A 14,811-nucleotide genomic window follows, 5' to 3' on the forward strand; every position below is an offset into this window, starting at 1 on the left:
CATATAGGCTAAATAGGGGAAGATTTCGAGATTTTCCTGATATCTGAAGGACGAACCGTGTCGACGCGCCACTTCCGTTTGTTTGCTGCCTTGCGGCCGCTTTCTTTCGTATCAGCGGCGACTGCCGTTTTTCTGGGCTCCGTTTCGCTTGCCCAGGCCAATCCGCATATTCTCGTCGATGTGCAGACCGGCCGCGTGCTCGAGCATGAGGAAGCCTTCCGCAAATGGTATCCGGCCTCGCTCACCAAGCTGATGACCGTCTATACCGTGTTCGACGCGATCCGCGCCGGCCAGATCAGCCTCGATACGCCCATTGTCATGAGCAAGCGCGCCGCCGCGCAGCCGGCAGCCAAGATGTATTTCAAGCCAGGCCAGAAGCTGACGCTCGACAGCGCGCTGAAGATCCTGATGGTCAAATCGGCCAACGACATCGCGGTCGCGGTCGCCGAAGCCATCGGCGGCACGCAGGAAGGCTTCGTGACGCGGATGAACGGCGAGGCGCTGAAGCTCGGCATGACGGATTCGCATTTCGTCAACCCGAACGGGCTGCCCGGCAAGGGCCAGTATACGACGGCGCGCGATCTCGCAGTGCTGACGGTGGCGCTGCGCCGCGATTTTCCGCAATATGCCGGTTTTTTCGCGCTGGAGGGCTTCACCACCGGCCAGCAGAACGTGCCGAGCCTCAACATGCTGATCGGCCGCTTCGCCGGCGCCGACGGCATGAAGACCGGCTTCATCTGCGCCTCGGGCTTCAACCAGATCGGTTCGGCGACGCGCAACGGCCGCACGCTGGTCTCCGTCGTGCTCGGCACCGACAGCCTTGCAGCCCGCGCCGATGCGACCGCGAACCTCTTGCAGAAGGGTTTCACCACCCAGCCTGCCAGCAACGACACGCTGGGTTCGCTGAGACCCTATGGCCCGGGACAGGACCAGGTTGCCGACATCACCGCCGATATCTGCAGCGCCAAGGGCGCCAAGGTGCGTAGCGAAACGCGCGACGAGGTCGGCCGCATGCGAGTGCAGTCGCCCTATATCCAGCCGATGGACCACGATCCGCAATTCGTCTTTGCCGGGCTCATTCCGGGCCAGGACCCGCAGCCGGCAGCGCAGCCGGAAAAAATGGCGCGGGGCGATACCGGTGGAGCGATCGCCAACGTGCCGGTGCCGATGCCGCGCCCGACATCCTTTTAAGCTTTTAAGGTAGGTGACATGAGCGCGCTCAACGACAGGATTCCGGTCACCATCCTGACCGGCTTTCTCGGCGCCGGCAAATCGACGCTGCTCAACCGCATCCTCAAAGATCCGGTGATGAAAGATGCGGCGGTCATCATCAATGAATTTGGCGATGTCGGCATCGACCATCTGCTGGTCGAAAGTTCCGGCGATTCGATCATCGAGCTCTCCGATGGATGCCTCTGCTGCACCGTGCGCGGCGAACTTGTGGATACGCTGGCGAACCTGATGGATGCCGTGCAGACGGGCCGCGTCAAGCCGGTGAAGCGCGTCGTCATCGAGACGACCGGCCTTGCCGATCCTTCACCGGTCATGCAGGCGATCATGGGCAATCCGGTCATCGCCACGAATTTCGAGCTCGACGGCGTCGTCACCGTCGTCGACGCAGTGAATGGGCTGCAGACGCTCGACAATCATGAGGAAGCGCGCAAGCAGGCGGCGGTCGCCGACCGGCTGATCGTCTCGAAAAAGACGATGGCCGAAGCAACGGAGGGGCTGGAAAAAAACCTGCGGGCGCTCAATCCGCGTGCAGTGATGATGGATGCCGACAGTGCCGAGGCGGGTACTGCCGCGGTGCTGGTCAACGGGCTCTACGATCCGGCGACGAAGATTGCCGATGTCGGCCGCTGGCTGCAGGACGAGGATGCGCACGAGGCGCATCACGATCACGATCATGATCGTGATCGTGATGGCGATCACCACGGTCACCACCATCATGATCATCACCATCTTGGTGATCAGGGGCATGCGCACCAGGATCCGCACGACGTCAATCGTCACGATGCCTCGATCCGCTCTTTCTCGATCGTCGAGGAGAAGCCGATCGATCCGATGGCGCTCGAGATGTTCATCGATCTCCTGCGCTCTGCCCATGGCGAGAAGCTGTTGAGGATGAAGGCGATCGTGTCCGTCTCCGACCGGCCGGATCGGCCGCTGGTGCTGCATGGGGTGCAGAGCATCTTCCATCCGCCGGTTCGGCTTCCCGCCTGGCCAGGGGAAGACCGGCGCACACGCATGGTGCTGATCACCCGGGATCTGCCGGAAGCCTTCGTGAAGGATCTCTTCGACGCCTTCCTCGGCAAGCCGCGCATCGACATGCCGGATCGTGCGGCGCTGTCGGACAATCCGCTCGCTATCCCCGGCCTCAGAATTTAAAGCTTGTCGCACAAAAGTGTGCAGCGGTTTTGCGCCAAAGACATGCGGAAAACAAAGACCTAAAGTGCGGCAAGCAGATCTGAAAGATCGCGACGCGCTTTAGCGCTTGCGGATCAGGAAGCGGTGGCCGTTTTCGGTCTTTTCCGTCTCGACCAGTTCGTGGCCGTCCTCATTGCAGAAATGCGGCATGTCGATCACCGCAAGCGGATCGGTGGTGTCGACGCGAATGAGCTTGCCGCTCGCCATGGCGGCGAGCTTCTTGCGTGTCTTGATCACGGGGAATGGGCATTTCAGGCCGCGAAGATCGTAGAGAACGGGGTTCAAGCCGTTCAGTTCCTCGCCCAGAATTTCCAGAACGGCTTCTTTGCCGTGGCTTCCGCCGTTTCCTGCGGTTCGGGCGCCGTAAAGGCCAGCGGGTTCTGCATCGGCACCGGCACGACCGCGGGTGCCGCGGCAGCGACGGCTTGCGGCCGGGCAGGGGCGACAGGCGTGGCACCCGGTGCCGTCTTGGCGGCGAGGCCCTGCTCGGTGCGCTTGGCCATCAGGTCTTCGAGTTCGGCGACCTTGACCATGCGGCCGGCTTCCAGCGAGGTTCCGGTCGGGGCGTAAGCGAGTTCACGGCCCTTGCGCGTCTTGGCGACCACCGCCTTGCGTTCGGCTTCAGACGGGTCGTACCAGGCCATGCCGTCAAATTTGCTCATCGCCTTGGCATAATCGGCATCGTAGGTCTTGCCGTAGGCGGCAAGGGCCGCCGTCAGCGCCGGCGGCGTCGACATAGCCGGGCACTTGCCGGCGGCATTGAAGGCGCTGCCGTCGGTTGCCTGCTGGTTGAACACGTATTTCTTCTCGCAGACGTTCACCTCAGGCGGGCGCTTCGTCACTTCGAAATTGTCGTACCCGACCTTCAGCATCTTCCAGAAGTCGTAACTGCTGTCGAGGCGATGCTTCACCATATTTTCCGCCGTCATGCGGAAGGGGAAAGCTTGTAGCTGCACGGTCGACTGGCCGCCCTTGAAGGCGTCGCGGGCAAAGGCGTAGATCTCCAGCACCTGCTGGTCGGTCATCGAGTAGCAGCCGGAGGACGAGCAGGCGCCGTGGATCATCAGATCGGAGCCGGTGCGGCCGTTCGCCGCGTCGTAGCGGTTTGGGAAACCGGTGTTGATCGCCAGATAATATTTCGAATTGGGATTCAGGTTGGCGCGCGTCAGGTCGTAGAAACCTTCCGGCGCCTGCCGGTCGCCGGTCTTTACCTTCGGGCCGAGACGGCCGGACCAGGCACAGATCTTGTAATCGGCGATCTTGTCGAAACGGTTGTCGGTCTTCGCCTTCCAGATCTCCATGGCACCTTCTTCCTTGAAGATGCGGATCATGATCGGCGAATTGCGGTCCATGCCCTTGGCGGCCATGGCAGTGAGGATGTGGCTGGGAAGCGGCTGCTCGACCTTGTTCTTGACCTTGGAAAGATCGACCTGCGCGGTTTCCAACGCGTCATTGCAGCCGGACAGAGCCAGCGCCATGAGGGAAATATAGGCAAAATAACGTATGCGCATCCCAACTAGCCCATAAAGATAATGCGACCCGGTCCGCCCATGGAGTCCGGGCATCAAACGGAATCATAGACGGCTTATACTTTATAAGTCCTTACCAGCCTATGACGTGCCTGGAACATCCCCGCAAGCGCGAATGCTACAGATAACATCAATGTGGCCAAGATTTGGCCCCAATCGATGAGAAACCGAATGTCTGTTAGAGATTGCGGCCCATGGCGAGGAATTTCTGGCGGCGGTCGTTGCGCAGCTGCTCGCCGGAGCGGGGTGCCATTTCGGCCAGAGCATTGGCGATCACGTCGCCGGTTGCTGCGATCACGCTGTCGGGATCACGATGCGCGCCGCCGAGCGGCTCGGAAATGATGCCGTCGATGACGCCAAGCGATTTCAGGTCTTCGGCGGTGATCTTCATGTTGGTCGCCGCTTCCCGGGCGCGGGTGGAATCGCGCCAGAGGATGGAGGCTGCCCCTTCCGGCGAGATGACGCTGTAGATCGAATGCTCGAGCATATAGACCTTGTTGCCGGTGGCGATGGCAATCGCGCCGCCCGAGCCGCCTTCGCCGATGACGACGGAGACGAGGGGAACCTTGACGCCCAGGCACATTTCCGTCGAGCGGGCGATCGCTTCGGCCTGGCCGCGCTCCTCGGCGCCGACGCCGGGATAGGCGCCTGCCGTATCCACCAGCGAAATCACCGGCAGACCAAAACGGTCGGCCATCTCAAGGATGCGGATCGCCTTGCGATAGCCTTCCGGCCGGGGGCTGCCGAAATTGTGCTTCAGGCGGCTCTTGGTGTCATTGCCCTTCTCCTGGCCGATGACGGCGACGGGCTGGCCGCGGAAACGGGCAAGCCCCGCCTGGATCGCGGCATCCTCGGAAAATTTGCGGTCGCCGGCAAGCGGCGTGAATTCCTGGAACAGCGTCTTGGCGTAATCGACGAAATGCGGGCGCTGCGGATGGCGGGCGACCTGCGTCTTCTGCCAGGGATTGAGCCTGGAATAGATTTCGACGATCGCCTCGCGGACGCGAACCTCAAGCCGGCCGATCTCATCGGTGGTGTCGATGCTCTCGTCTTCCGTTGCGAGCTTCTTCAGCTCGATGATCTTGCCTTCGAGGTCGGAGATCGGCTTTTCGAAGTCGAGATAATTGTGCATGAGGTGCGTTTCCGTTCCTTGTGCCCGGGGCGTTTTCCTGGCTCCGCCCCTTGTCGCCGGTCCTATTCGTGCTTTTTCGCCTGTTTGGCAAGGGGGTGATGCGTCTGGACAAGCTGCTGCAGCCTCTCTTCGAGGACATGGGTGTAAATCTGTGTGGTCGAAATGTCCGAATGGCCGAGGAGTTCCTGTACGACGCGCAGATCGGCGCCGTTGGCAAGCAGGTGGCTGGCAAAGGCGTGGCGCATGACATGCGGCGAGATCAGCGACGGCGTCAGGCCGGCGCGGATTGCCAGGTTCTTGAGGTCACGGGCGAAAACCTGGCGCGGCAGATATCCCTCCTTCGAGACGGAGGGAAACAGCCAGGGGCTTTGCTGCGGCTCCTTCGCCGCTGCATTTTCGGCCGCCAGCAGGCGCCCATAGGATTTCAGCGCTGATATCGCCGATTGCGACAGCGGCACCAGCCGCTCCTTGTTGCCCTTGCCGCGGATCATCAGGAAACGGCCTTCCTGATCGAGCACGCGGGCAGGAAGCGAGACAAGTTCGCTGACACGCATGCCGGTGGCATAGAGCAGCTCCAGCAGTGCCAGCATGCGCAGGCGCTGCAGCTGGCCCGGAGCCGCATCATCGGCTTCGGCCTCGGCCTGCGAAAGCAACCTGCCGACCTCCTCGACGCCCATCGTCTTCGGCAGCGGACGGCCCTTCTTCGGCGCGTCGAGAATGCCTGTGGGGTCGTCGGTCCTCAGGCCCTCGGCGTAGAGAAACTTGTAGAACTGCCGCATGGCCGCAAGCCGGCGCGCCTGGGAGGAGGGTTTGAAGCCCTTTCGGGCGAGTGAGGAGAGATAGGCGGCGAGATCGGCGGAGGCGGCTTCGGTGAGCCGTATGCTGCGCTCCTTCAGGAAGGATCTGATATCGTCGAGATCGCGTTCATAGGATTGCAGCGTGTTGGCGGCAGCACCCCGCTCGGCGCTCATCATCTCCAGGAAGGATTCCACATGGACGCGGCCGAGATCCACCATGCCGGTCACTTCCTGGTCGTGTTGATCGCGCCCGTTGCGGGCGGATTGACCCGCTCGGACGGAATGCGGATCGTCACGTCGCGCGGCTCGGGCTCGACGAAGGTCACAAGCGCCAGCATCGCTCCGTAGACCGTCCCGGCGAGGATCGCGCAGACGAACAGGAAACGGAACAGGGTCGGCATTCAGCAACTCCTTCATGCTCTGCTTCTGTTATAAGAAGCCTATCTGCAAGTGCAAGAAGCGGTATTCACGCCATGATTCCCTTGTCCGCGACTTGACGCTCCACCTGCATTTGTCGATACCGTTTGCAAACAAAGTGTGAATGGACCGATGAGTGAACAACTGCTGACCGTTGCTGACAGCTTGAAAGACAGAGCTCGCGCCGCGCTCGGTTCACGCAATCTGATCCTTGTCGGCCTGATGGGCGCCGGAAAATCCTCCGTCGGGCGCATCGTCGCCAACCAGCTCGCCATTCCCTTCATCGACAGCGATCTCGAGATCGAGCGGGTTTCGCGCATGACGATCGCCGAGCTTTTCGCCGCCTATGGCGAGCAGGAATTCCGGGCGCTGGAAGCGCGGGTGATGAAGCGGTTGCTGAAGAGCGGGCCGCGGGTCGTCTCCACCGGAGGTGGCGCCTTCATCAACGACCGGACGCGCAGACATATCAAGAAGGGCGGCCTTTCCGTCTGGTTGAAGGCCGATCTCGACGTGCTCTGGGACCGGGTCGCCAAGCGCGACACGCGGCCGCTGCTCAAGACCGAAAACCCGAAGCAGACGCTCGAGGGCCTGATGAATGCGCGTTATCCGATCTATGCGCAGGCCGATCTGACCGTGCTTTCGCGCGATGTGCGCAAGGAAATCATGGCCGACGAGGTGTTGAAGGCCTTGATCGAAGCTCAGAAGGAAAGTGCAGCGTCATGAATGCGATAACCTCCGCCTCCGCCATCCGAACGGTGCATGTGCCGCTCGGCGAGCGCGCCTACGACATACTGATCGGGCCGGGGCTGATTGCGCGGGCCGGCGCCGAGATCGCCTCCCGGCTCAAGGGCCGCAAGGCGGCTGTTATCACCGACGAAAATGTCGCACCACTCTATCTCAAAGCCCTTGTCGCAAGTCTGGAGGAAGCGGGGATCGCCTCGGCTGAGGTCGTCCTGCCGGCCGGCGAGAAGACCAAGAGCTTCGAGCATCTGATCACGGTCTGCGACAAGGTGCTCGAAGCCCGCGTCGAGCGCAACGATTACGTCATCGCGCTCGGTGGCGGCGTCATCGGCGATCTTTCCGGATTTGCGGCCGGGATCATCCGCCGCGGCGTGCGTTTCGTCCAGGTGCCGACCTCGCTTTTGTCGCAGGTCGATTCCTCCGTCGGCGGCAAGACCGGGATCAATTCCCGCCACGGCAAGAACCTGATCGGCGTGTTCCACCAGCCGGACCTGGTTCTGGCCGATACGGATGTGCTGAATTCGCTGAGCGCGCGCGAATTCCGCGCAGGCTACGCCGAGGTCGCGAAATACGGGCTGATCGACAAGCCGGATTTCTTTGCCTGGCTGGAAGCGAACTGGAAGGCGGTTTTTACAGGCGGTTCCGCGCGCATCGAGGCGATTGCCGCGAGCTGCCAGGCGAAGGCCGACGTCGTCGTTGCCGACGAGCGCGAGAATGGTCCGCGGGCGCTGCTCAATCTCGGGCATACCTTCGGCCACGCGCTGGAAGCGGCGACTGCTTATGACAGTTCCCGCCTCGTGCATGGCGAGGGCGTTTCGATCGGCATGGTGCTGGCGCACGAATTCTCCGCACGGATGAACCTTGCAAGCCCTGACGATGCGCGCCGCGTCGAGCGGCATCTGAAGGAGGTCGGCCTGCCGACCCGCATCTCCGACATTCCGGGCGACCTGCCGCCGGCCGAAACGCTGATGGACGCGATCGCCCAGGACAAGAAGGTCAAGGGCGGCAAGCTCACCTTCATCCTGACGCGCGGCATCGGCCAGTCCTTCGTCGCCGACGACGTTCCGGCGTCCGAAGTGATCAGCTTTCTCCGGGAAAAACACGCCTGATGACGGTCGAAGGCACTCTGGCATTTCTCGCGACATACTGGCCGGAGATCCTTTCGATTACGGCGCTGGTGCTGATGTCCGCCTTCTTTTCCGGCTCGGAGACGGCGCTGACCGCCGTTTCGCGCAGCCGTATCCATACGCTTGAGGCCAACGGCGACGACCGCGCCGGCCTCGTTCGGCAGTTGATCGAACGGCGCGATCGGTTGATCGGTGCGCTGCTCATCGGCAACAATCTCGCCAATATCCTGTCCTCCTCGATCGCCACCAGCCTCTTCCTCGGACTGTTCGGCAGTTCCGGGGTGGCACTGGCGACGCTCGCGATGACCGTCATCCTGGTCATCTTCGCCGAAGTGCTGCCGAAGAGCTGGGCGATTTCAGCGCCCGAGCGTTTCGCACTCGCTATCGCGCTGCCGGCCAGGCTGTTCGTTGCCGTCGTCGGCCCGGTTTCCTCCTTCGTCAATGCGATCGTGCGGCAGATTCTTTCGCTGTTCGGCATCAATCTCTCACGCGAGATATCGATGCTGACGGCGCATGAAGAGCTGCGCGGCGCCGTCGATCTGCTCCACCGCGAGGGATCGGTGGTCAAGGCCGACCGCGACCGTCTCGGCGGCGTGCTCGATCTCAGCGAGCTGGAACTCTCGGACATCATGGTCCATCGCACCGCAATGCGGGCGATCAACGCCGACGATCCGCCGGAAGCGGTGGTGCGCGTCATCCTCGAAAGCCCCTATACGCGCATGCCGTTGTGGCGCGGCACGATCGACAACATCATCGGCGTCGTCCATGCCAAGGACCTGCTGCGGGCGCTTGCCGAGCCGAACATGGAGCCGCAGAACCTCGATATCGTGAAGATCGCGCAGAAGCCGTGGTTCGTGCCCGACAGCACCAACCTCGAGGACCAGCTCAACGCCTTCCTGCGGCGCAAGCAGCATTTCGCCGTCGTCGTCGACGAATATGGCGAGGTGCAGGGCATCGTCACGCTGGAGGATATTCTCGAGGAAATCGTCGGCGATATTTCCGACGAGCACGATATCGAGATACAGGGCGTGCGTCAGGAGGCTGACGGTTCCGTCGTCGTCGATGGCGGCGTGCCGATCCGCGACCTGAACCGGGCGCTCGACTGGAATCTGCCCGACGAGGAGGCGACGACGATCGCCGGCCTCGTCATCCACGAATCGATGACCATCCCGGAAGAGCGTCAAGCCTTCACCTTCTACGGCAAGCGTTTCGTCGTCATGAAGCGGGAAAAGAACCGCATCACCAAGCTGCGCATCCGCCCGGCTGGAGAAGACGGCGCGAAGCCAGGCTGATTCCGCTTGGATCTTGGACGGCCAACGCCTATATGGGCTTGCGTGCCGCTACCAGCGGGTCGGTTCATCAGGTGCAGCCGGTTCGACGGCCAGCGCATGCAGGCCGGCATCGAGCTCCGGTTTCAACAGGTCGGTGATTGCCCGGTGGCGCGCCAGCCGCGACATGCCGGCGAATTTTCCGGAAACGATCCTCACCCGCATATGGGTTTCGCCGGTGCCCGTGATATCAGGCTGGTGGCCGGCATGCAGATGGCTTTCGTCGATGACGCTCAGGCGTTCGGGCGCGAAGGCTTTGATAAGTTTTTCTTCGATGCGGGTTCGCAGGGTCATCATCCGGTCTTGCTGGTTCGCGAAAAGGGTTCCTACCAAGCCTGCAACATTCCCGTTTGTCAATTCTTGTTGTCGCTTCGCGACAGCCCCATAATTAGCGCCGTCATGAGACTTGATTCCAAATATTTCGATCGCATCCGAACACGCCGCAAACGCGAGCCGGAGACAGAGCAGGCACCGCCTACCTGTCAATGGGACGGGTGCGACAAGAAGGGGGCGCATCGCGCTCCGGTCGGCCGCAATGCCGAAGGCCAGTTCTTCTTGTTCTGCTTCGAGCACGTCAAGGAATACAACAAGGGCTACAATTATTTCTCCGGTCTTTCGGACGGCGAGATCGCGCGATACCAGAAAGAGGCGATCACCGGCCACCGGCCGACATGGACGGTCGGCGTCAACAAGGCGGCGAAGGACAGTCCGCTGCATTCGGAGATCCGCTCCGGTGCCTATACCCGCGTTCGCGATCCCTTCGGCTTCGTCAAGGAAGGCGGCAAGGGCAGCGGACCGCGTTTCCCCCAGGCGCGCAAGCTAAAATCGCTGGAGACCAAGGCCTTCGAAACGATGGCCCTCGACGCCAATGCGACATCGGCGGAGATCAAGAGCCGCTACAAGGAACTGGTGAAGAAGCACCATCCGGATGCGAATGGCGGCGACCGTGGCTCGGAGGAGCGTTTCCGCGCGGTCATCCAGGCCTATCAATTGTTGAAGCAGAACGGTTTTTGTTAATTCCCGTCCTTGCTCTTGGGCTTCAATCGGGTATGGTCCAAATCGGCTGAGGCCGCAGGCAAACGCGGCTCATATTTGTGCGTTTTCCCGACATCGCCTCCGCCGACCTTCCGGACGCGGCGTTTCTTGTCTGGGACTCTTTCAAGAATGCTCGCACGCGGTCATTTTCCCGCCGAGGTTTCGTTTCAGTCCCGGAGAAGCATCGCCGACGTTCCGACCCGGACGGGCGCGGAATAAAAAACGCGGCGTCTGGGTTGCGACATGGCCTGAGACAGTATGGCCGGGTGGCAGCACCCGCCTTGGAGACATGATGAGCAAGATCGACCTGGATATATCAGAACTGCCCGATACCACCGTTTCGGTCCGAGAGGTCTTCGGTATCGATTCCGACATCCGCGTTCCCGCCTACAGCAAGGGCGACGCCTATGTGCCGGACCTCGATACCGACTACCTTTTCGACCCCGACACGACGCTCGCCATTCTCGCAGGCTTCGCCCATAACCGCCGCGTGATGATCTCCGGCTATCACGGCACGGGCAAGTCTTCGCATATCGAGCAGGTGGCGGCGCGGCTCAACTGGCCTTGCGTGCGCATCAACCTCGACAGCCATGTCAGCCGTATCGATCTCGTCGGCAAGGATGCGATCGTCGTCAAGGACGGGCTGCAGGTCACCGAATTCAAGGACGGCATCCTGCCCTGGGCCTATCAGCACAATGTCGCGCTCGTCTTCGACGAATATGATGCCGGCCGTCCCGATGTGATGTTCGTCATCCAGCGCGTGCTCGAATCCTCCGGCCGCTTGACACTGCTCGATCAGAGCCGCGTCATCCGGCCGCACCCGGCCTTCCGGCTGTTTGCGACCGCCAATACGATCGGCCTCGGCGACACGACCGGCCTCTATCACGGCACGCAGCAGATCAACCAGGCGCAGATGGACCGCTGGTCGATCGTCACGACGCTGAACTACCTGCCGCATGATCACGAAGTGAATATCGTCGCCGCCAAGGTGAAGAGCTTCGGCAAGGACAAGGGCGGCCGTGAGACCGTTTCGAAGATGGTTCGTGTCGCCGACCTGACGCGCGCCGCCTTCATGAACGGTGATCTGTCCACAGTCATGAGCCCACGCACCGTCATCACCTGGGCCGAAAACGCCGACATTTTCGGCGATCTGGCCTTCGCCTTCCGCGTCACCTTCCTCAACAAGTGCGACGAGCTGGAGCGTCCGCTGGTCGCCGAGCACTATCAGCGCGCCTTCGGCGTCGAGCTGAAGGAAAGTGCCGCCAATATCGTTCTCGGAGCTTGAGACCGACCGATCATGGCAGCTCGTGGTGACAATTCGAAAGCAAAACCCGGCGCGCCTGTCGACGTCGAGCCACTGCGCCGGGCGATAACCGGCTGCGTGCGCTCGATCGCCGGCGACGGCGATGTCGAGGTGACCTTCGCCAATGAACGGCCGGGGATGACCGGTGAGCGCATCCGGCTGCCGGAACTTTCCAAGCGGCCGACGGCGCATGAGCTGGCGGTCACCCGCGGGCTCGGCGATTCGATGGCGTTGCGCCTTGCCTGCCATGACGAGAAAGTGCACACAACGATGGCGCCGCAGGGCTCGGATGCCCGGGCGATCTTCGATGTGGTCGAGCAGGCGCGCGTCGAATCGATCGGCGCGCTGCGCATGGAGGGCATGGCGTCGAACTTGCGCTCCATGACGGAAGAGAAATATTCCAAGGCGAATTTCACCGGCATTGAGCGCCAGGAAGACGCACCGGTCGGCGAAGCCGTTGCGATGATGGTGCGCGAGAAGCTGACCGGCCAGCGCCCGCCTGAAACCGCCGGCAAGGTGCTCGACCTCTGGCGGGGCTTCATCGAGGACAAGGCAGGGCCCGAACTCGATAATCTGTCGAGCGCGATCAACGACCAGCAGGCCTTCGCCAAGGTCATCCGCAACATGCTGTCGGCCATGGAAATGGCCGAGGAATACGGCGACGACGGCAGCGATGCCGACAATGACGACCAGTCGGAGCAGGAAGACCAGTCGAGCGGCGACGAGCAGGATCAGGACGAGGTCGACGAGGATGCCGGCACGGATGCCGCTCCTGTCGAGGACAGCGAGGTCGCCGACGAGCAGATGGAGGACGGCGAGACCGAAGGTGCCGAAATCTCCGACGACGACATGATGGAAGAAGGCGAGGACGATTCGGAAACGCCGGGCGAGACCCGCCGTCCAAACACGCCCTTCGCCGATTTCAACGAGAAGGTCGACTATCACGTCTTTACCGAAGAGTTCGACGAGATCATCACCGCCGAGGAACTTTGCGACGCCGCCGAGCTGGAGCGCCTGCGCGCCTTCCTCGACAAGCAGCTGGCGCATCTGCAAGGTGCCGTCGGCCGCCTCGCCAACCGGCTGCAGCGCCGCTTGATGGCGCAGCAGAACCGCTCCTGGGATTTCGATTTGGAAGAGGGCTATCTCGATCCGGCCCGGCTGCAGCGCATCATCATCGATCCGATGCAGGCGCTCTCCTTCAAGATGGAGCGCGACACCCAGTTCCGCGACACCGTCGTCACCCTGCTCATCGACAATTCCGGCTCGATGCGCGGCCGGCCGATCACGGTGGCCGCCACCTGCGCCGACATTCTCGCGCGCACGCTGGAGCGCTGCGGCGTCAAGGTCGAGATCCTCGGCTTTACGACGAAGGCCTGGAAGGGCGGGCAGGCGCGTGAAAACTGGCTTGCCGGCGGCAAGCCGCAAACGCCGGGCCGCCTCAACGACTTGCGCCATATCATCTATAAGTCGGCCGACGCGCCGTGGCGGCGCGCGCGCGCCAATCTCGGGCTGATGATGCGCGAGGGCCTGCTCAAGGAAAATATCGACGGCGAGGCGCTGATCTGGGCGCATAATCGTCTGCTTGCACGCCGCGAGCAGCGCCGCATCCTGATGATGATCTCGGACGGCGCGCCGGTCGACGATTCGACGCTGTCGGTCAATCCGGGCAATTATCTGGAGCGGCACCTGCGCGCCGTCATCGAGCAGATCGAGACGCGTTCGCCTGTGGAATTGCTGGCGATCGGCATCGGTCACGACGTGACGCGCTACTATCGCCGCGCCGTGACGATCGTCGATGCGGACGAGCTTGCCGGTGCGATGACCGAGCAACTTGCCTCGCTGTTCGAGGACCAATCTGTCCAGCCGCGCGGCGGCCGGATACGCCGTGCCGGCTGACGCCGCTGGAAGAATGACGGTCAAGCGCCTCTGCCGTGCGGCGTCGATCGCTCTTTGCCTCGCAGCCGGCGCTTCCTCGTCATGGGCCGGCGACGACGTGCCGGTAATTAGCCGGCAAATCTCCGATTTCAGGATCGGCTCTTCGGAGACGACATTCGGCTCGCTGGAATTTCTCGGTGGGCTGGAGATGGTCTCCAGCAGAGCGCTGTTCGGCTCGCTCTCCTCCATCCGTTTCCGGCAGGACCAGAAACATTTCGTCGTTGCGCTCGATACCGGCCAGTGGCTGACCGGCGGCATCGAGCGTGACGTCAAGGGTAGGCTTTCGGGTCTCTCGGATGTCGAGATCACGCCGATGAAGAACAGCGCCGGGCGCAGCTTCGAGGGCAAGGGACATATGGATGCCGAGGGCCTGGCACTCGACGGCGACCGGATTCTGGTCTCCTTCGAGCAGGATCATCGCGTCGATATCTATCCCGATCCTGGCTTTACCGGCTCGGGAGCGATCGCCACTCTGCCGATTATTATCCCGCGGAAGATGCTGAACGACAACCGCGGCATCGAGACTATCGCCGTGGCGCCGGCATCCAGCCCGCTGCGGGGCGGTGTGGTCATCGTCACCGAACGCGGTCTCGACAGCGACGGCAACCGGTTGGCGGCCATTCTCAGCGGGCCGCTGAAAGGGCGTTTCTCGGTCGAGCGGGACGGCAGCTTCGACATCACCGATGGTGCTTTCCTGCCGAACGGCGACCTGCTGCTGCTGGAGCGCCGCTTCAACATGGCCGAAGGCATCGGCATGCGTCTTCGGCGCATCAAGGGTGCCGATATCAGGCCCGGCGCCATTGTTGACGGCGAATTGCTGCTGGAAGGCAATTTCAACTCGCAGATCGACAATATGGAAGGGCTCGATGCCTTTCAGGCCGCAGACGGCACCACCCATATCATCCTGGTGTCGGACGACAATCATTCGATCCTGCAGCGCAATCTGATGCTGGAGTTCCGGCTTTCCGAACAGGCCGAACACAAAGCGTCAAACTGATGTCATAGGTCGCGGCTATCCCGCCCGCGGCATCGGTGGCTGG

At 62.2% G+C, this 14,811-nt stretch carries 15 protein-coding genes; 9 read left to right on the forward strand and 6 right to left on the reverse strand.

What is annotated here, in order from left to right; all coding sequences use genetic code 11:
* Nucleotides 1-57: 57 nt before the first annotated feature.
* Nucleotides 58-1,191 carry a D-alanyl-D-alanine carboxypeptidase family protein gene (locus ACS4RR_RS04240; protein ID WP_456189737.1) on the forward strand — a complete coding sequence of 378 codons (1,134 nt, stop codon included), beginning with the start codon at nt 58-60 and terminating at the stop codon, nt 1,189-1,191.
* Between the two features lie 18 nt (nt 1,192-1,209).
* A complete protein-coding gene (locus ACS4RR_RS04245; RefSeq protein WP_456189738.1) occupies nt 1,210-2,388 on the forward strand; it encodes a CobW family GTP-binding protein in 1,179 nt (392 codons plus the stop codon).
* A gap of 99 nt (nt 2,389-2,487) precedes the next feature.
* On the opposite strand, the gene ACS4RR_RS04250 is transcribed toward ACS4RR_RS04245, so the two are convergent.
* The 5 genes from ACS4RR_RS04250 to ACS4RR_RS04270 form a co-directional block, all read right to left on the reverse strand.
* Complete coding sequence (locus ACS4RR_RS04250; protein WP_456189739.1) at nt 2,488-2,712, reverse strand: sulfurtransferase TusA family protein; 225 nt, start codon at nt 2,710-2,712, stop codon at nt 2,488-2,490.
* Between the two features lie 5 nt (nt 2,713-2,717).
* Complete coding sequence (locus ACS4RR_RS04255) at nt 2,718-3,938, reverse strand: L,D-transpeptidase family protein (RefSeq protein WP_456189740.1); 1,221 nt, start codon at nt 3,936-3,938, stop codon at nt 2,718-2,720.
* Nucleotides 3,939-4,134: 196 nt separating this feature from the next.
* Nucleotides 4,135-5,088 (reverse strand): acetyl-CoA carboxylase carboxyltransferase subunit alpha, encoded by a 954-nt coding sequence (locus tag ACS4RR_RS04260; RefSeq protein WP_017966323.1) that lies wholly within the window; start codon nt 5,086-5,088, stop codon nt 4,135-4,137.
* 62 nt (nt 5,089-5,150) lie between these two features.
* A complete protein-coding gene (gene xerD / locus ACS4RR_RS04265; protein WP_260056829.1) occupies nt 5,151-6,104 on the reverse strand; it encodes a site-specific tyrosine recombinase XerD in 954 nt (317 codons plus the stop codon).
* A gap of 5 nt (nt 6,105-6,109) precedes the next feature.
* Nucleotides 6,110-6,286 carry a hypothetical protein gene (locus tag ACS4RR_RS04270; protein ID WP_017966325.1) on the reverse strand — a complete coding sequence of 59 codons (177 nt, stop codon included), beginning with the start codon at nt 6,284-6,286 and terminating at the stop codon, nt 6,110-6,112.
* Between the two features lie 148 nt (nt 6,287-6,434).
* Between ACS4RR_RS04270 and ACS4RR_RS04275 the strand changes: the two genes are divergently transcribed.
* From ACS4RR_RS04275 to ACS4RR_RS04285, 3 genes are read left to right on the forward strand one after another with little or no spacing between them, the layout of a single operon-like run.
* On the forward strand, nt 6,435-7,025 hold the full coding sequence (locus tag ACS4RR_RS04275) for a shikimate kinase (RefSeq protein WP_162116810.1): 591 nt from the start codon (nt 6,435-6,437) through the stop codon (nt 7,023-7,025).
* A complete protein-coding gene (gene aroB, locus ACS4RR_RS04280; protein ID WP_407767584.1) occupies nt 7,022-8,152 on the forward strand; it encodes a 3-dehydroquinate synthase in 1,131 nt (376 codons plus the stop codon). The genes ACS4RR_RS04275 and aroB overlap by 4 nt, the downstream gene beginning before the upstream one ends.
* Nucleotides 8,152-9,462 (forward strand): HlyC/CorC family transporter, encoded by a 1,311-nt coding sequence (locus tag ACS4RR_RS04285; protein ID WP_222279663.1) that lies wholly within the window; start codon nt 8,152-8,154, stop codon nt 9,460-9,462. The genes aroB and ACS4RR_RS04285 overlap by 1 nt, the downstream gene beginning before the upstream one ends.
* A 48-nt stretch (nt 9,463-9,510) precedes the next feature.
* On the opposite strand, the gene ACS4RR_RS04290 is transcribed toward ACS4RR_RS04285, so the two are convergent.
* Complete coding sequence (locus ACS4RR_RS04290; protein WP_017966329.1) at nt 9,511-9,795, reverse strand: BolA family protein; 285 nt, start codon at nt 9,793-9,795, stop codon at nt 9,511-9,513.
* Between the two features lie 102 nt (nt 9,796-9,897).
* Between ACS4RR_RS04290 and ACS4RR_RS04295 the strand changes: the two genes are divergently transcribed.
* From ACS4RR_RS04295 to ACS4RR_RS04310, 4 genes are all read left to right on the forward strand, one after another.
* Nucleotides 9,898-10,515 carry a J domain-containing protein gene (locus ACS4RR_RS04295; RefSeq protein ID WP_017966330.1) on the forward strand — a complete coding sequence of 206 codons (618 nt, stop codon included), beginning with the start codon at nt 9,898-9,900 and terminating at the stop codon, nt 10,513-10,515.
* Between the two features lie 310 nt (nt 10,516-10,825).
* On the forward strand, nt 10,826-11,818 hold the full coding sequence (cobS, locus tag ACS4RR_RS04300) for a cobaltochelatase subunit CobS (RefSeq protein WP_456189741.1): 993 nt from the start codon (nt 10,826-10,828) through the stop codon (nt 11,816-11,818).
* Between the two features lie 12 nt (nt 11,819-11,830).
* Nucleotides 11,831-13,732 (forward strand): cobaltochelatase subunit CobT, encoded by a 1,902-nt coding sequence (gene cobT, locus ACS4RR_RS04305; RefSeq protein ID WP_456189742.1) that lies wholly within the window; start codon nt 11,831-11,833, stop codon nt 13,730-13,732.
* A 13-nt stretch (nt 13,733-13,745) separates the two neighbouring features.
* Entirely contained in the window at nt 13,746-14,768 is a 1,023-nt protein-coding gene (locus ACS4RR_RS04310; protein ID WP_170257069.1) for an esterase-like activity of phytase family protein, read from the forward strand.
* The last annotated feature ends 43 nt before the right edge of the window (nt 14,769-14,811 follow it).

Origin of the sequence: Rhizobium zaerense (assembly GCF_051810725.1) — a bacterium.
Lineage (GTDB): Bacteria > Pseudomonadota > Alphaproteobacteria > Rhizobiales > Rhizobiaceae > Rhizobium > Rhizobium leguminosarum_I.